A 16,382-nucleotide genomic window follows, 5' to 3' on the forward strand; every position below is an offset into this window, starting at 1 on the left:
GTCTACTTCGTCTCCGGACGGCTTTTTGTCCGCGGCATCGCCGCCGGCGCAGTGAAAGGGTAACAACATGCAAAACGTCAGCGTATCGGTAAAAGACCTGTCGTTGAGCTTCGGTGCCGTCACTGTGCTCGACACGCTCAACCTCGACATCAAGGACGGCGAATTCCTGGTGCTGCTCGGTTCGTCCGGCTGCGGCAAGTCGACCCTGCTCAACTGCATCGCCGGCCTGCTCGACGTCAGCGAGGGGCAGATCTTCATCAAGAACAAGAACGTCACCTGGGAGGAACCCAAGGACCGCGGCATCGGCATGGTGTTCCAGTCCTATGCGCTCTATCCGCAGATGTCGGTGGAGAAGAACCTCTCCTTCGGCCTGCAGGTCGCGAAAGTGCCGAAGGAAGAGATCGACAAGCGGGTCAGCCGCGCCGCCGAGATCCTGCAGATCCAGCCGCTTCTGAAGCGTAAACCCTCGGAACTCTCGGGCGGCCAACGCCAGCGCGTGGCGATCGGCCGGGCGCTGGTGCGCGATGTCGACGTGTTCCTGTTCGACGAGCCGCTCTCCAACCTCGACGCCAAGCTGCGCTCGGAGCTGCGCGTCGAGATCAAGCGGCTGCACCAGTCGCTGAAGAACACGATGATCTACGTCACCCACGACCAGATCGAGGCGCTGACGCTGGCTGACCGTATCGCGGTCATGAAGAGCGGCGTCATCCAGCAGCTGGCCGATCCGATGACGATCTACAACGCGCCGGAAAACCTCTTCGTCGCCGGTTTCATCGGTTCGCCGTCGATGAACTTCTTCCGCGGCGAGCTGCAGCTTCGCGACCAGCGCGCTTACGTTCACGTGAACGGCGTCGATTTCGACGTGTCGGCCTATCCGTCGCGCGCACCCTTCGTCAACGGACAGAAGGTCGTGCTCGGCCTGCGCCCCGAACATGTGCGCGTCGACGAGGCGGCAAGCGGGGCGGCGGCATCGCACCGGGCGGTCGTCGATATCGAGGAGCCGATGGGCGCCGACAACCTGCTCTGGCTCAAGCTCGCCGGACAGTCGATGTCCGTGCGCATCGCCGGCCAGCGGCGTTACGCGCCGGGCACGGCCGTCACGCTCTCCTTCGACATGGCTGTCGCCTCGATCTTCGATGCGACAAGCGAGAACCGGTTGTAAAGGACAGGGGCGCGCCGGGCGGAACGGTCCGGCGCTTCCCAGCAATGACAGTGCCGGCGTCGCCGGTCGATCAATGGAACCATGCGCATGCTCTCTGAGGATTTTACCCGCACCGCCATCCGTCTCGACCTTGCAGGGGACTGGCAGCTCAGCTCCGTCGACAACAGCCATGCGCTGACGATCGCGCTGCCGGGCGACGTGCATTCGGCTCTGCTGAAGGCCGGCGTGATCGACGATCCCTATGTCGGCTGCAACGAGAACGACGTGCAATGGGTGGCGCACAAGGACTGGGTGATCGAGCGCACGGTGTCGGTCGCGGAGCAGGATCTTGCCGGTTACTGGTATCTGGACCTCGAAAGCCTCGACACGGTTGCCTCCGTCTCCGTCAACGACGTGCCCGTGCTTGAAGCCGAAAACTGCTTCCGCCGTTACCGTCCCGATGTCTCGAAGGCGCTGGTCGCCGGTGAAAACCGCATCCGCATCGTCCTGCATTCCTCGATAGCGGAGGGCGCGCGGCGGCAGGCGGAGCAGCCGTTCTACGTGCCTTATCATCCCGGCAACTCGCCGATCGCCAACGGCAACATGCTGCGCAAGCCCCAGTGCCATTTCGGCTGGGACTGGAACCTCGCGATCGCGCCGCTCGGCGTCTATGGCGAGATCGCGCTTCGCCGGCTGGAGATCGCCCGCATCGAGCATGTAACGACGAAGCAGGTCTGGCTCGACGACGGTTCGGTCGATCTGGTGGTGACGGCGATGCTGTTTGCCGATGGCCCCGGCATCGTGCCCGTGCATTTTTCGCTCGACGAAGACCGCGAGCGTCTCGATTGCGCCGTCGGCAAGGGCGAGACGCGCATCACTCATGTTTTCAGTGTTGCCAAGCCGAAGCGCTGGTGGCCGGCGGGCAGTGGCGAGCAGCACCTGTCGCGGCTGACGGTGGAAGTGCCGCAGGAGCAGGTCACGCGCCAGATCGGCTTTCGCATCATCGAGCTTCTGACCGACAAGGACGAAGCCGGCAGCCGCTTTGCCTTCCGCGTCAACGGCCGCGAGATCTTCTGCAAGGGCGCCAACTGGATTCCGGCCGACGCGCTCGCCTCAAGGGTGACATCTGATGGCGTCGAGGATCTGCTGACCTCGGCGGTCGATGCCAACATGAACATGATCCGCGTCTGGGGCGGCGGCTTCTACGAGCCGGACTGGTTCTACGATCTCTGTGACCGGCTGGGCCTCATGGTCTGGCAGGACTTCATGTTCGCCTGCAACCTCTACCCTTCGACGCCGGATTTCCTCGAGAATGTTGCCGCCGAAGTGGACTACCAGGCTAAGCGCCTGTCGTCGCATCCGTCGATCGCGGTCTGGTGCGGCGACAACGAGCTCGTCGGCGCGCTCACCTGGTTCGACGAGCCGCGCAAGGACCGCGACCGCTATCTCGTCTCCTATGACCGGCTGAACCGCACCATCGAGGTGGCGCTGAAGGCGGCACTGCCCGAGGCGATCTGGTGGCCGTCGAGCCCGGCATCCGGCTATCTCGACTTCGGCGACGCCTGGCATGCCGATGGCTCGGGTGACATGCACTACTGGTCGGTCTGGCACGAGAACAAGTCCTTCGACAATTACCTCACCGTGCGCCCGCGCTTCTGCTCGGAGTTCGGGTTCCAGTCCTACACCTCCATGCCGGTCATCCGGCAGTTTGCGGCCGAGAAGGACCTCAACATCGCTTCACCCGTGATCGAGAGCCACCAGAAGAATGTCGGCGGCAACGAGCGCATCGCCGGCACGATGTTCCGCTATTTCCGCTTCCCCAAGGATTTCCCGGCTTTCGTCTACCTGAGCCAGATCCAGCAGGGGCTGGCGATCAAGACCGCCGTCGACTACTGGCGCTCGCTGAAGCCCCATTGCATGGGCACGCTCTACTGGCAGCTCAACGACACCTGGCCGGTCGCCTCCTGGTCGAGCCTCGACTATGGCGGCAGCTGGAAGGCGATGCACTATATGGTGCGCCGCTTCTTCCTGCCGGTCTCGGTCGCCGCCATTCCTTCCGCTGACGGCAAGGAGATCACCTTCTCGATGGTCAACGACACGGCCGAGCCGGTCACCGTCGAGCTTCAAACGTTCCTGGTTTCGCTCGACGGCCGGCGCACGCCGTTGACGGCGGCTGCCGGCACCTGCAGCCCGGACCGGGCCGCGACGCTGGTGACGATTGCCGCATTCGACATTCCCGAGGGCGACCTCCTGTTCTGGTCCTTCGAGGCTTCGAACGGCATGCGCGGCGAGGGGCACCACGTCAACGGCACCTACAAGGCGCTCGACCTGCAACCGTCAGGCCTGACGCTCGACGTTGTGCCGGCGGGTGAGGGCGCATTCGATGTGACCGTCAAGGCGAGCGGACTGGCACTGCATGTGATGGTCGAGGCGGATGTCGCCGGGCGCTACTCCGACAACGCCTTCGATCTGCTGGCCGGTGAAACGAAGGTCGTGCGCTTCACGCCGAAGGCGCCGCTTGGCCGGGGCGAGCTTCCGCGCTTTGCCGCCTTCGATCTCGAATCCTGCCAGGGAAAAGGTTGACCGCCATGAAACGCAGCCATGTCAACGACATCATCGCCGAGAGCGATGCCTTCATGAAGAGTTTCGGCTTCACGCTGCCGCCCTTTGCCTACTGGTCGCCGGAGCAGTTGAAGGTGCGTGTCAGGTCCGACAGCCCGACGATCTTCGATGCCCGGCTCGGCTGGGACATTACCGATTACGGCAAGGGCCGCTTCGACCAGCTTGGCCTCGTGCTTTTCACGCTGCGCAACGGCAAGGCCGCCAACCTGAAGACCGGGCACGGCATGGTCTATGCCGAAAAGCTGATGATCACCGCCAAGGATCAGGTCAATCCGCTGCATCGCCATGCGCTGAAGACCGAGGACATCATCAATCGCGGCGGCGGTTCGCTGGTGCTGCAGATGTACAATTCCAGGCCCGACGGATCGGTCGACGAGGAGAGCGACGTGGTCGTCGCCACCGATGCGCGGCTGCGCACGCTGAAGGCTGGAGACCTCCTGAAGCTCAAGGCCGGCGAGAGCGTCACGCTGCTTCCCGGCAACTGGCATGCCTTCTGGGCCGAAGGCGCCGACGTGCTGATGGGCGAGGTTTCGACCGTCAACGACGATCTCACCGACAACTATTTCCGCGAACCGGTTGGTCGCTTCTCGGCGATCGAGGAAGACAGCGCTCCCACCCACCTGCTGGTGTCGGACTACGACACCTGGCTGAAGTGATCCCAAAACCCCCAAGAACCCCCAAGGACAAGTGAACTTTCGAGGAGGAATTCATGAAGAACGTCAGTTTCCAGCTCTATAGCGCCCGCAACTTCCCGCCTTTCGCCAATGTGCTGAAGGCGTTGGGTGAAGCCGGCTACAGCCAGGTCGAAGGCTATGGCGCGCTTTACGCCGCACTCACCGATGCCGAGATCGCCAGCTTCAAGGCGGGCCTCGACGAGAACGGTCTTGCCATGCCGACCGCGCACTTTGGCCTCGACATGCTCGAAAGCGATCCGGGTCGCGTGCTTGCCATCGCCAAGGCGCTCGGCATCAAGGCGATCTATTGCCCCTATCTCATGCCCGACCAGCGCCCGACGGATGCCTCAGGCTGGCGTGCCTTCGGCGAGCGGCTGCAGAAGGCCGGCAAGCCCTATCGCGACGCCGGATTGATCTTCGGCTGGCACAACCACGACTTCGAATTCGTTGCCCTTCCCGACGGCAGCATCCCGCAGGACCTGATCTTCGAAGGCGGACCGGATCTTTCCTGGGAAGCCGATATCGCCTGGATCATCCGCGGCGGTGCCGACCCGATCGCCTGGATCAAGAAATACGGCAATCGCATCACCGCCGTGCATGTGAAGGACATCGCGCCTTCGGGCGAGAAGAAGGACGAGGACGGCTGGGCCGATGTCGGCGAGGGTACCGTCGACTGGAAAGGCCTGTTTGCAGCGCTTTCCGGCACTAAGGCCCGCTACTTCATTGCCGAGCACGACAACCCGAGCGATTTCAAGCGTTTCGCCAAGCGTTCGCTCGCCTCCATCCAATCCTATTGAGAAGCAGGTTCATCCATGACCAAGGAACTTGGCGTCGGCATCATCGGATGCGGCAACATCTCCACCACCTACTTCAAGCTCGCGCCGCTCTTTAAGGGTATCAAGGTCGTCGCCTGCGCCGACATCAACCCGGCAGCGGCCGAGGCGCGGGCAGCCGAATACGGCGTAAAAGCCCAGAGCATCGAAGCGCTGCTCGCCAACCCGGATGTCGACATCGTCGTCAACCTGACCATTCCGGACGCGCACTATCCGGTGTCGAAGGCGATCCTCGAAGCCGGCAAGCACGTCTATTCCGAGAAGCCTCTGGTGCTCTCGCTCGAACAGGGCGAGGAGCTCCGGGCGATCGCCAAAGCCAAGGGGCTTTCCGTCGGCTGCGCGCCCGACACCTTCCTCGGTGGCGCACACCAGCTGGCCCGCAGCTATGTCGACGCCGGAAAGATCGGCCGGGTGACCTCGGGCACTTGCCACGTCATGAGCCCGGGCATGGAGATGTGGCATCCGAACCCGGACTTCTTCTTCCTGCCCGGCGGCGGCCCGATCCTCGATCTCGGCCCCTATTACATCGCCAACCTGATCAATCTGATCGGACCGGTGAAGCGCGTGGCGGCTCTCGCCACCATGGCCAACCCGACCCGCACCATCACCAGCGAGCCGCGCAAGGGCGAGGAGATCCCGGTCAAGACGCCGACCAACATCCATGCCCTGCTCGAATTTGAGAACGGCGCGACGATCACGCTGTCGGCAAGCTGGGATGTCTGGTCGCACCGCCACGCCAACATGGAGCTCTACGGCACCGAGGGTTCGCTCTATGTGCCCGATCCGAACTTCTTTGGCGGCACGGTGGAGGCAAGCGGCCGCGACAAGAAGATCGAGCCGCTCGAGGCCTGGGACCATCCCTTCGGCGTTCCCAACCAGGAGCATCCGCAGGGACCGATGGCGAACTACCGCACCGCCGGCCTTGCCGACATGGCGCTCGCCATTCTGGAAGGCCGCGACGCCCGTTGCTCGCTCGACCGCGCACTGCACGGCGTCGACGTCATGGTGTCGATCCTGAAATCCGGCGAGGAGGGGCGGTTCATAGACCTCTCCACCACCTGCACCCAGCCAGCCGCTCTCGGCATCGAGGAGGCGAGGGCGCTGCTGCGCGAGGCAGAGGCAGAGGTATCAAAGAGCAGGCGTTCCGCAGCTTCTTGATCGCCGGTGCGGACGCTCGGTCCACCCGAGCGTCCGTCTCTCTCGACGCTTTGAATGGCATGAGCGACGCGGTTAATTCCATTGCAAGGCATGATCGCTAAGACTGATGCGGACGCAATCAGGGGTCTGCATATGCGCATCGAGACGTTGTTTTGGAGTGCAGTCGTCGTTCTGGCAATCGGTGTTCTCGTCTACCGCCATGTCAACCGCCGAAATGTGAACCGCGCGCTTGGCGAGGCTCGGGAAGCGTATGGTGCTGCTCGAGCCCAGCTGATTGCCGATCCGCTCGCCGTGTCGCTTGGCCCACAGGGGGGCTATGCCGTGCTGACCGTTGTCGAGGCCATCGCTGACGGCAGGGGCGCAGGCCCTCCGCCGACGTTTGCTGAACTCGGCGGGCGTGAGATGCGCGCGGTGGAACTGGCGCAGGCGGCGACCATCCTGACGGACAGGCAATTCAACAAAACTCTTCGCCGGCTGAGCGCGAAGGAGCAGACGGTTTTCCGGCAGTTGCGCGACCTCCTGCAGGGCGAGACGTCAGCGCCTCCCGTTCGCGAAACCACATTGCGCGCGGACACAAGCAAACGTTCCGCTGCGATCGACGAGAGCGGTGAGCGCCAGAGCCGTCCGGTGTTCGACGCCCTGCCGATCGCTGGCATTCTCGAATGGTTGAAAAACACAGCGCCGCGTGATCCCGACATGTGGCACCTGCTGCCCGAACTCAACTGGGACCATCCGGAAATTTACGACATCCTACTCTGGGTCGTCAGCCAGGAAGAATGCGACGCATCGACGGCCGTTCTCATCCTCCACCTCATGCAGCCGGATGTCGCGATGGACATGGCCTCGGGCGGACAACGATGGCACGCGGGCGGAGAGGCCGACGCGTCCGTTTCGAGCGAGGTCAGGCTTCTAGCCATGATAGGCAAACGATCGGAGGAGGAGAGTTTCGGGCACCATCTTTTTGCGCCAGACCGGCTTTGCACCGACGAAGGCAACAAGGCTCTGCTCGACATGATGCTCAGCGAAAAGGAGCGGATAGAAAGCGCGGGGCGCCAGTTGCCTTTTCCGCTGCCCGTGAAGCTTCTGTCGAAACCCGCACTCGTCACCGGGCGCAAGCCGAAGCCGGATTTCGAAGTTCACGATGATCGCCTCCTCGTGCCGCAGCCTTGACGTCCGGAAACTGTGCGCAACGCCTCGATTGAGGATTCCGGGTGCTCGGCATATGCGCTAGAGCTTGGCCTGCTGAGTTTCCGAGGCACACTGCGGAAACCTTTGAATTTCCTGGACGGCGGACTTTCCGCCACCTGCACCCGATCGCGGAGGATTTGCGATGACCTGGCTACCGGCGGAAAACCGCTACGACACCATGAAGTATAACCGCGTCGGCCGTTCCGGCCTGAAGTTGCCGGCAATCTCGCTCGGGCTCTGGCACAATTTCGGCGGCGACACGCCACATGACCGCAAGGTCGACATGTGCCGCACGGCGTTTGATCTCGGCATCACCCATTTCGACCTTGCCAACAACTACGGTCCGCCTCCGGGTTCGGCCGAGACCGCCTTCGGCGAGATCATGCGCACGGACTTTGCCGGTCTGCGCGACGAACTGATCATCTCGTCCAAGGCCGGCTATGACATGTGGGCCGGCCCCTATGGCGAGTGGGGCAGCCGCAAGTACATGATTGCGTCCTGCGACCAGAGCTTGAAGCGCATGGGCCTCGACTATGTCGACATCTTCTATTCGCACCGCTTCGACCCAGAGACCCCGCTGGAAGAAACCTGCGGTGCGCTCGACCATATCGTGCGGTCGGGCAGGGCGCTTTATGTCGGTATCTCGTCCTACAACTCGCAGCGCACCCGCGAGGCGGCAGCGATCCTGAAGGATCTCGGCACGCCCTGCCTCATCCACCAGCCGAGCTATTCGATGCTCAACCGCTGGATCGAGGACGACGGGCTGATCCACACGCTCGAAGACCTCGGCATCGGCTCGATCGTCTTCTCGCCGCTGGCCCAGGGTATGCTGACGACGAAGTATCTCGGTGGCATCCCGTCCGACAGCCGGGCGGCTCAGAACCACTTCCTCAAGAAGGATTTCATTCGCCCTGAAATCATCGACAACATCCGCAAGCTCAACGGCATTGCCGAAAAGCGTGGTCAGACGCTGGCGCAGATGGCGCTTGCCTGGGTGCTGCGCAACGGCCGCATCACCTCGGCGCTGATCGGCGCCAGCCGTTCCGAGCAGATCGTCGATTGCGTCAAGGCGCTGGAAAACGACACGTTCACGGCGGAAGAACTGGCCGAGATCGATCTCTATGCACGTGAGGCCGACATCAACCTGTGGGCCTCTTCAGCCGAACTCTAAGTTCTGCTGAAAACATTGATTTGCCTGCATTTTAGGCAAAAGCCATCGCTTTCCGGCGCATTAGACAAAAGTCGAATGTGTGCCGGAAAGCGCCTTCTGGACTTGGACCCGCGAGCGTGTAAGGTGCGCTCATGCCGCTGGTTTGCACGTGCTTCGTCACGCGCGCTACGGTGGAAAAAGCAGGATGGGAACCGATCTCCGCCGGAAGCGGCGACGGTCCCAACGGGTGGCGGTGCAGTGGGAGCTGTACCGAAGACTGCCTCGGCGCGAATAGGGAGGAACCATGGACCGCCGTTCATTCATTAAAAACGCAAGCCTTGGCGGCTTGGCCGCAGCCGGTGCCGCAGCACTTGCAACGCCGGCCATCGCGCAGGCAAACCCGAAGGTCAACTGGCGTCTCGCATCGTCGTTCCCGAAGTCGCTCGACACGATCTACGGCGGCGGCGAAGTGCTGGCGAAACACGTCTCGGAAGCGACCGACGGGGCTTTTCAGATTCAGGTTTTTGCCGCCGGCGAAATCGTGCCGGGCCTGCAGGCTGCCGATGCCGCGGCTGCCGGTACGGTCGAAGCCTGCCACACGGTTTCATACTATTACTGGGGCAAGGACCCAACCTGGGCGCTCGGTGCTGCCGTTCCCTTCGCGCTCAATGCGCGTGGCATGAACGCCTGGCACTACCATGGAGGCGGTATCGACCTCTTCAATGAATTCCTCGGCACGCAGGGCCTCGTCGGTTTCCCCAACGGTAATACCGGGGTTCAGATGGGCGGCTGGTTCCGCAAGGAAATCAAGACGGTCGCCGACTTGCAGGGCTTGAAGATGCGCATCGGCGGTTTCGCCGGCAAGGTGGTCGAGAAGCTCGGCGTCGTGCCGCAGCAGATCGCCGGCGGCGACATCTATCCGGCGCTCGAAAAGGGCACCATCGACGCTGCCGAATGGGTCGGCCCCTATGACGACGAGAAGCTCGGCTTCTTCAAGGTCGCGCCCTACTACTACTATCCCGGCTGGTGGGAAGGTGGCCCGACGGTCCACGCCATGTTCAACAAGGCGGCCTTCGAAGCGCTTCCGAAGAACTACCAGTCGCTGCTCCGCACCGCCTGCCAGGCGACCGACGCGAACATGCTGCAGAAGTACGACTACCTGAACCCCTCGGCGATCAAGCGCCTGGTGGCTTCCGGTGCCAAGCTTAGCCCGTTCAGCGCCGAAATCCTCTCGGCCTGCTTCGACAAGGCCAACGAAGTCTATGCGGAGATGGAAGCCTCGAACCCGACCTTCAAGAAGATCTGGGATTCGATCAAGGCCTTCCGCGGCGAGTACTACCTCAACGCCCAGATCGCCGAGTACAACTACGACACCTTCATGATGATCCAGCAGCGCGGCGGCAAGATCTAAGCCTAAGTCTGACTGTAATGATCAAGGGCCGCTCGCGACATCCGTCGCGGGCGGCCTTTGCGTTTCTGCTGCCAAACTCCGGCCAATCCGCCCGTCTTCGCTCTCCGCATCAGAGAACAGGCGCGCGGAGCAACGGCGCTTTCGTGGTATGGTTGCGGCCTCAGGCGAAGGGAGCCAAGCGAAAGGGAGAAGGTGCAATGCCAAGCGAAGGCCAATCGGTCGTGCTCGGCCCCGACGAGGGCCGCCGCTACGACATGGGTGCGATCAAGGCCGTCTTCAAAGCCGATGGCGCGGAAACTGCAGGTCGATTTTCCGTCTCCGAATGGTGGCTCGATGCCCGGCACGAGGGGCCGGGTGCCCATAAGCACGACGACAATGACGAGATCTTCTACGTGATCGAGGGCACGGCAAGCGTGCTCGTCGGCGACACCTGGCATCAGAAGCCAAAGGGCTCGCTGTTCGTCATACCGCGTGGGACGATGCACGACTTCAGGAACGAGAGCGAGGCCCGGATGGGGCTTCTCAATGTCTATGTCGGCGGCCCATTCGAGGAGATGATGCCAATGATCGTCGACTGGTACCGCGACAATCCTGCCAAGCGGATAGAGTGAGTGATCTGCGGATTGAAGGGGTGGTCGTGAGCCAGCCGACCGAGATGCGCGCGCTGAGACGTGGATCGCAAATCTGGGCCCGTACGGAGTTACGCGGTTCGCGAGGCCGGCGGATGCTCAAGTCTGGAAGAAGCTGAGCTGATAATCTCTGAACTCCTCTGGATCTTCCGGCTGACAAAACTCGACGCAGAATCTGCGATCAGGGAATTGGAAGGCGAGCTTAGCCTCGTAGATTTCGCGCAACCGTTCGCCGAGGATGATCAGCTTGTCGGCGGCGATGTCTGCACACGCATCGTGTTGAATTTCGGCGATGTGAATGTGGTTCATCACCCATTCGACAGATTGACGCGTTGCCTCAGGATTTCGTTCAAAGGAGCGTAGGACTTCCACATGGAAACCCTCCACCAAGATATATCGTTCAAACGCCACGAAGCGCGGCGAGAACACTTCCGAATAGCCGACGGCGAGCGCGAAGCTCCCGGTGCAGGCGGTCCAGCTCTGTAGGTCGATGCCCTGACCGTCGTTCCAGGCGGCCAACTCTGATTTCATGCTTTCCGGAATATCTGCCATTGGCCAAGGGTCCCTTGGGCAAGTGTCTCAACGCTAAAGGGCGGCCCGTGGGCCGCCCTCTCTGTTTCTACCTGCCTGCCATCCTACTTGAACGACGGCGGCTGGCTGAGGTCGTTTGAGGGCGCCGTCTGCGGCTCAGCACCCGGGGTGCCAAACGACGGTGGCTGGCTGAGGTCGTTGGAGGGTGCCGTCTGCGGCTGGGCGCCGCCGCCCTGGTCGGCCGGCTTCTGGTCGAGCGGGCTGCCGCCTGGAAGCTGCAGGCCGCCGGGAAGGCCGAGGCCGCCGCCGTTGTCCGGGAGACCCAGACCGCCGCCGAAGCCGGGAACTTCGATCTTGATCGTGTTCGGATCGACGGCAGTGCCCGTTCCCTTGTAGTGCATGACCATCTGCGGGAACATGATCGTCAGGCCCACCATCAGGATCTGGATGCAGACGAAGGGAACCGCACCCCAGTAGATCTGGGCCGTGGTGACCGGCTGGATGTTCTTGCCGGTGATCTTGTCCAGATAGGGCACCTTGGCCGCGACCGAGCGCAGATAGAAGAGCGCGAAGCCGAAGGGCGGGTGCATGAAGCTCGTCTGCATGTTGATGCCGAGCAGTACGCCGAACCAGATGAGGTCGATGCCGAGCTTGTCGGCAGCGGGCGCAAGCAGCGGCACGATGATGAAGGCGAGCTCGAAGAAATCCAGGAAGAAGGCCAGGAAGAAGACGAGCATGTTGACGGCAATGAGGAAGCCGGTTTCGCCGCCCGGCATCGCCGTCAGCAGATGTTCGACCCAGATATGGCCGTTGACGCCGTAGAAGGTCAGCGAGAAGACGCGCGCACCGATCAGGATGAACAGCACGAAGGCCGAAAGGCGCGTCGTTGCCGTCAGTGCGCCGCGCACGACGTCCATGTTGAGCCGGCCCTTGGCGGCCGCCATGATCAGCGCGCCGACAGCACCCATGGCGCCGCCTTCGGTCGGCGTCGCGATGCCGAGGAAGATGGTGCCGAGCACGAGGAAGATCAGGGCGAGCGGCGGGATCAGCACGATGATGACCTGCTGGGCAAGCCTGGACATCGCGTTGATCTTGAAGCTCTTGTCGATGAGCGCGACGACGTAGATGAAGGCGACGCCAACGGTGCCGCCGAGGATGTCGGCATTCTCTCCCTGGGTCGGGTAGAGATAGACGTGGGCGGCATAGGCGATGCCGGCAGCCACCGCGAGAGCTATCGCAAGCGAGGTGACGCCGGAGCCGAGCGTGCGGGCTTCGAGCGGCAGCGCCGGCATAGAGTCGCGTCTCAGGAACGACATCAAGAGGATATAGCCCATGTAGAGGCCGGTCAGCACCAGGCCCGGGATCAGCGCGCCGGCATACATGTCGCCGACCGAGCGGCCGAGCTGGTCGGCAAGAACGATCAGAACCAGCGACGGCGGGATGATCTGGGCAAGCGTGCCTGACGCGGCAATGACGCCCGAAGCGACCTTGCGGTCATAGCCGTAGCGCAGCATGATCGGCAGCGAGATCAGGCCCATGGCGATGACCGAGGCGGCAACGACGCCTGTCGTGGCTGCAAGCAGCGCGCCGACGAAGATGACCGCATAGGCGAGGCCGCCGCGGATCGGGCCGAAGAGCTGGCCGATCGTGTCGAGCAGGTCTTCCGCCATGCCCGATTTCTCGAGCACGATCCCCATGAAGGTAAAGAAGGGGATGGCGAGCAACGTGTCGTTCGACATCACCCCCCAGAACCGGTCCGGCAGCGCGTTGAGCAGGGGCCAGGAGAGGTTGATCGAATCGGACAGGGGCGCGAGCTCGACGCCGATGATGAAGAACAGCAAGCCGTTGGCGGCGAGTGAGAAGGCGACCGGGTACCCCAAAAGCAGGAACACGATCAGCGACGCGAACATGATCGGCGCCAGGTTTTCAGCAATGAATTCGATCATGGACGGGTCTCCGGAGACACGACATCGTCAAGCGGCGCATGGGTCGGCACATAGGGTGTCGGGTCTTCCATGTTTCCGGTCATGATCGCGATCTTCTTGATGATCTCCGACACGCCCTGGAAGGCGAGCAGCAGGAAACCGACAAGCAGGATGGCCTTGGCCGGCCAGATGATCAGGCCGCCAGCGGACGATGAGACTTCGCCCGAGACGTAGGACATCTTCACGTAGGGGAAGAGGTAGTAGAGCACCAGCAGCACGAAGGGCATCAGGAACAACAGGTGCCCCAAGAGGTCGATCCAGTGCTGCACGCGGCGGGAAAACTGGCCGTAGACCACGTCGATGCGAATGTGCTCGTTCTGGCTCAGCGTATAAGCGGCAGCAAACATGAAGGCGGCGCCGAACAGGTACCATTGCGCCTCGAGCCAGGCGTTCGACGACATGTTGAAGATCTTGCGGATCACGGCATTGCCGGCACTGACGAGCACGGCCGCCAGGATGAACCAGGAAACGCTCTTTCCGATGAATTCCGTGATCGTGTCTATAAGTCGGCTGAAGCCGAGCAAAGCTTTCATCGATTTCCTCCCCGCGATGGCTATTATGGTTGTTGTGCCAAGCACAGCCAGAGTGCCGATTTCAAGCGCGCGTTCAAGCCTGAGGCGCGATTTTCCCATGTAGTTCGGCTGCCTCCGACTAAAGTTGAATGGGGTGGTCAGGCGCGCTGCCCATTGTTTGTGCAATCCTGGCCGGCGTCTTGGAGCCGAGCGACCACCTGTCCCTCTCAAGCGCACCTCGACCGTACGAATCGATGTGGAAAGCAGGGTGCAACGGTGCGGTGTCGCCATTTACTGCAACGTTGCAGTCTTGAATTTGTATGATTTTTGAGGTCGGATGGCGCCGCCAAGGGAGGACGCCAAAACCATGACCGCCATGATCCGCAACCCCATTCTGCCGGGCTTCAATCCGGACCCCTCGATCTGCCGCGTCGGCGACGACTATTACATCGCGACTTCCACCTTCGAGTGGTATCCGGGTGTGCAGATCCATCATTCGCGCGATCTGGTGAACTGGAAACTGGTGCGCCGGCCGCTGGAGCGCAAAAGCCAGCTCGACATGCGCGGCAATCCGGACAGTTGCGGCGTCTGGGCGCCGTGCCTCTCCTATGACGACGGGCTGTTCTGGCTTGTTTATACCGACGTCAAACGCTTCGACGGCAACTTCAAGGACGCGCACAACTACATTGTGACGGCCGAAGCGATCGAGGCGACCTGGTCGGATCCGGTCTACGTGAATTCCTCGGGCTTCGATCCCTCGCTCTTTCATGACGACGACGGGCGCAAGTGGTTTCTCAACATGCAGTGGAACCATCGCACCGAGAGCTTTGGCGGCTCGCCCAAGCACCCGGCCTTCGACGGCATCCTGTTGCAGGAATGGGACGAGCGCACACGCAAGCTCGTCGGGCCGGTGAAGAACATCTTTGCCGGCTCGCCGCTCGGCCTTGTCGAGGGGCCGCATCTTTTCAAGAAGAACGGCTGGTACTATCTGACGACCGCCGAAGGTGGAACCGGCTACGACCATGCCGTCACCATGGCCCGATCGCGCAGCATCGACGGCCCCTACGAAATGCACCCGGATACCTATCTGATCACGTCGAAGGATCACCCGGAAGCAATGCTGCAGCGCGCCGGCCACGGCCAATACGTCGAGACACCGGATGGGCAGGCCTATCATACCCATCTGACCGGCCGGCCGCTGCCGCCGCACCGACGCTGCACGCTTGGCCGAGAGACGGCACTACAGAAATGCGTCTGGCGTGACGATGGCTGGCTTTACCTTGCAAACGGCGGGCCGGTGCCCGAAGTGCTCGTGCCGGCACCGATGCCGGTAAAGCAAATCCCTTTGCCGAGCGTTGTGGAGACGAACTTCGACGATATCGCTCTTCCGGCCGAGTTTCAGTGGCTGCGCACGCCAAAGCCGGAGCGGATCCTCTCGCTGGAACGGCGGCCGGGGCATCTGCGCCTCTTCGGTCGTGAAAGCATCGGCAGCTGGTTCGAGCAGGCGCTGGTCGCGCGCCGGCAGGAACACCACACCTTCCGTGCCGAAACGACGGTGGATTTTGCGCCCGAAACCTATCAGCAGGTCGCTGGCCTGACGCATTACTACAACCGCCACAAGTTCCACGCGCTCGGCGTCACCTTGCACGAGACGCTGGGACGGACGCTGACGATTCTGTCGTGCCCCGGCGATTTCCCGCATGGGCGTCTGGAGTTTCCTCTCGCAAGCGGTATCGCCATTCCCAGCGGGCCGATCGAGCTTGCCATGGAGGTCCGCGACAACGACCTTCAGTTCTTCTGGCGGGCGGCTGGTGCTGCCGGCTGGCAGGTGGTCGGCCCAGTTCTTGATGCCGGCGTTGTCTCGGACGAGGGCGGTCGTGGCGAACATGGATCCTTCACCGGCGCCTTTGCCGGCCTGTTTGCCTTCGACACGTCAGGGGCGGGAAACTCGGCCGATTTCGACTGCTTCCGCTACGTCAATCTCTCCGTCGAATAGCAATCTTGTTATGTAAGGAATGTCGAATAAATAGCGGATATCATTACGTAATTTTAATGTAGCTTTTCATATTGGGTTCAGGTGGCGGGCCTTAGTTTCGGGGTGCAGACAACGAAAGGACACCCCGATGAAACGTCTCCTGATCGCCCTGATCGCCAGTTCCGTACTGGTCACGCCGATGGCAGCCCTTGCTCAGCCGGCAGGATCCTTCGAGGTGGCGCAGAACTATGATCGTACGCGCCGCCCGATCGATCGGCACTCCGATCGCTACGTGGATCGCCACGTCGACAAGCATGTCGACAAGCATGTCACGATCGAAAAGCGGGTGATCGTCAAGAAGAAGGAACGCTGGGCGCGCGGTCATCGCCTGTCACCAGCAGAGCGCCGCCACATGGCCCAGGTGCGCGACTACCGCTACTACAAGCTCCGCCAGCCGCCGCGTGGCCAGCAGTGGGTACGCTCGGGCAACGACTTCCTGCTGATCAGCCTCGCAACCGGCGTCATCGTCGGGCTGGCCGCGGCGCGGTAAGCTTTGATGGACCGATGATCGAA

General features: G+C 62.3%; 14 protein-coding genes. 11 read left to right on the plus strand and 3 right to left on the minus strand.

From position 1 onward, the window contains the following. Positions 1-67 precede the first annotated feature (67 nt). From VGO04_RS10590 to VGO04_RS10630, 9 genes are all read left to right on the plus strand, one after another. Positions 68-1,162 carry an ABC transporter ATP-binding protein gene (locus VGO04_RS10590; protein WP_327495911.1) on the plus strand — a complete coding sequence of 365 codons (1,095 nt, stop codon included), beginning with the start codon at positions 68-70 and terminating at the stop codon, positions 1,160-1,162. Positions 1,163-1,249: 87 nt separating this feature from the next. Continuing rightward, positions 1,250-3,724 carry a beta-mannosidase gene (locus VGO04_RS10595; RefSeq protein ID WP_414650531.1) on the plus strand — a complete coding sequence of 825 codons (2,475 nt, stop codon included), beginning with the start codon at positions 1,250-1,252 and terminating at the stop codon, positions 3,722-3,724. A 5-nt stretch (positions 3,725-3,729) separates the two neighbouring features. Next, positions 3,730-4,419, plus strand: a complete 690-nt coding sequence (locus VGO04_RS10600; RefSeq protein WP_327495913.1) for a D-lyxose/D-mannose family sugar isomerase — start codon at positions 3,730-3,732, stop codon at positions 4,417-4,419. Between the two features lie 53 nt (positions 4,420-4,472). Beyond that, positions 4,473-5,234, plus strand: coding sequence for a sugar phosphate isomerase/epimerase (locus VGO04_RS10605; protein WP_327495914.1), 762 nt, complete (start codon positions 4,473-4,475; stop codon positions 5,232-5,234). A gap of 15 nt (positions 5,235-5,249) precedes the next feature. Further along, a complete protein-coding gene (locus VGO04_RS10610) occupies positions 5,250-6,428 on the plus strand; it encodes a Gfo/Idh/MocA family oxidoreductase (protein WP_327495915.1) in 1,179 nt (392 codons plus the stop codon). A 132-nt stretch (positions 6,429-6,560) separates the two neighbouring features. Beyond that, complete coding sequence (locus VGO04_RS10615) at positions 6,561-7,598, plus strand: hypothetical protein (RefSeq protein ID WP_327495916.1); 1,038 nt, start codon at positions 6,561-6,563, stop codon at positions 7,596-7,598. Positions 7,599-7,758: 160 nt separating this feature from the next. Next, positions 7,759-8,787: an L-glyceraldehyde 3-phosphate reductase gene (mgrA, locus tag VGO04_RS10620; protein WP_327495917.1), complete on the plus strand. Its 1,029-nt coding sequence runs from the start codon at positions 7,759-7,761 to the stop codon at positions 8,785-8,787. A 283-nt stretch (positions 8,788-9,070) separates the two neighbouring features. Next, on the plus strand, positions 9,071-10,177 hold the full coding sequence (locus VGO04_RS10625) for a TRAP transporter substrate-binding protein (RefSeq protein WP_327495918.1): 1,107 nt from the start codon (positions 9,071-9,073) through the stop codon (positions 10,175-10,177). 197 nt (positions 10,178-10,374) lie between these two features. Then, positions 10,375-10,788, plus strand: coding sequence for a cupin domain-containing protein (locus VGO04_RS10630; RefSeq protein ID WP_327495919.1), 414 nt, complete (start codon positions 10,375-10,377; stop codon positions 10,786-10,788). Positions 10,789-10,905: 117 nt separating this feature from the next. Here the strand turns inward: VGO04_RS10630 and VGO04_RS10635 are convergent, their stop codons facing one another. The 3 genes from VGO04_RS10635 to VGO04_RS10645 all read right to left on the minus strand — a co-directional run bounded on the left by VGO04_RS10635 (position 10,906) and on the right by VGO04_RS10645 (position 13,855). Further along, positions 10,906-11,358, minus strand: a complete 453-nt coding sequence (locus tag VGO04_RS10635) for a hypothetical protein (protein ID WP_327495920.1) — start codon at positions 11,356-11,358, stop codon at positions 10,906-10,908. Positions 11,359-11,441: 83 nt separating this feature from the next. After that, the gene (locus VGO04_RS10640; protein WP_327495921.1) at positions 11,442-13,283 is read right to left on the minus strand and encodes a TRAP transporter large permease subunit; all 1,842 of its coding nucleotides are present in this window, start codon (positions 13,281-13,283) and stop codon (positions 11,442-11,444) included. Beyond that, on the minus strand, positions 13,280-13,855 hold the full coding sequence (locus tag VGO04_RS10645) for a TRAP transporter small permease subunit (RefSeq protein ID WP_327495922.1): 576 nt from the start codon (positions 13,853-13,855) through the stop codon (positions 13,280-13,282). The genes VGO04_RS10640 and VGO04_RS10645 overlap by 4 nt, the downstream gene beginning before the upstream one ends. A 346-nt stretch (positions 13,856-14,201) precedes the next feature. Here VGO04_RS10645 and VGO04_RS10650 point away from each other — a divergent pair, with 346 nt between their 5' ends. After that, a complete protein-coding gene (locus VGO04_RS10650) occupies positions 14,202-15,830 on the plus strand; it encodes a glycoside hydrolase family 43 protein (protein WP_327495923.1) in 1,629 nt (542 codons plus the stop codon). 127 nt (positions 15,831-15,957) lie between these two features. Beyond that, positions 15,958-16,359 carry an RcnB family protein gene (locus VGO04_RS10655; protein WP_327495924.1) on the plus strand — a complete coding sequence of 134 codons (402 nt, stop codon included), beginning with the start codon at positions 15,958-15,960 and terminating at the stop codon, positions 16,357-16,359. Positions 16,360-16,382: the final 23 nt, after the last annotated feature.

The organism is Ensifer sp. (genome assembly GCF_035999185.1).
Lineage (GTDB): Bacteria > Pseudomonadota > Alphaproteobacteria > Rhizobiales > Rhizobiaceae > Ensifer.

What these genes read in the sequence shown, in the direction of transcription:
- VGO04_RS10590 (WP_327495911.1), top strand. Translation starts at nt 68, where the DNA reads ATGCAAAACGTCAGCGTATCGGTAAAAGACCTGTCGTTGAGCTTCGGT.
- VGO04_RS10595 (WP_414650531.1), top strand. Translation starts at nt 1,250, where the DNA reads ATGCTCTCTGAGGATTTTACCCGCACCGCCATCCGTCTCGACCTTGCA.
- VGO04_RS10600 (WP_327495913.1), top strand. Translation starts at nt 3,730, where the DNA reads ATGAAACGCAGCCATGTCAACGACATCATCGCCGAGAGCGATGCCTTC.
- VGO04_RS10605 (WP_327495914.1), top strand. Translation starts at nt 4,473, where the DNA reads ATGAAGAACGTCAGTTTCCAGCTCTATAGCGCCCGCAACTTCCCGCCT.
- VGO04_RS10610 (WP_327495915.1), top strand. Translation starts at nt 5,250, where the DNA reads ATGACCAAGGAACTTGGCGTCGGCATCATCGGATGCGGCAACATCTCC.
- VGO04_RS10615 (WP_327495916.1), top strand. Translation starts at nt 6,561, where the DNA reads ATGCGCATCGAGACGTTGTTTTGGAGTGCAGTCGTCGTTCTGGCAATC.
- mgrA (WP_327495917.1), top strand. Translation starts at nt 7,759, where the DNA reads ATGACCTGGCTACCGGCGGAAAACCGCTACGACACCATGAAGTATAAC.
- VGO04_RS10625 (WP_327495918.1), top strand. Translation starts at nt 9,071, where the DNA reads ATGGACCGCCGTTCATTCATTAAAAACGCAAGCCTTGGCGGCTTGGCC.
- VGO04_RS10630 (WP_327495919.1), top strand. Translation starts at nt 10,375, where the DNA reads ATGCCAAGCGAAGGCCAATCGGTCGTGCTCGGCCCCGACGAGGGCCGC.
- VGO04_RS10635 (WP_327495920.1), bottom strand. Translation starts at nt 11,358, where the DNA reads ATGGCAGATATTCCGGAAAGCATGAAATCAGAGTTGGCCGCCTGGAAC.
- VGO04_RS10640 (WP_327495921.1), bottom strand. Translation starts at nt 13,283, where the DNA reads ATGATCGAATTCATTGCTGAAAACCTGGCGCCGATCATGTTCGCGTCG.
- VGO04_RS10645 (WP_327495922.1), bottom strand. Translation starts at nt 13,855, where the DNA reads ATGAAAGCTTTGCTCGGCTTCAGCCGACTTATAGACACGATCACGGAA.
- VGO04_RS10650 (WP_327495923.1), top strand. Translation starts at nt 14,202, where the DNA reads ATGACCGCCATGATCCGCAACCCCATTCTGCCGGGCTTCAATCCGGAC.
- VGO04_RS10655 (WP_327495924.1), top strand. Translation starts at nt 15,958, where the DNA reads ATGAAACGTCTCCTGATCGCCCTGATCGCCAGTTCCGTACTGGTCACG.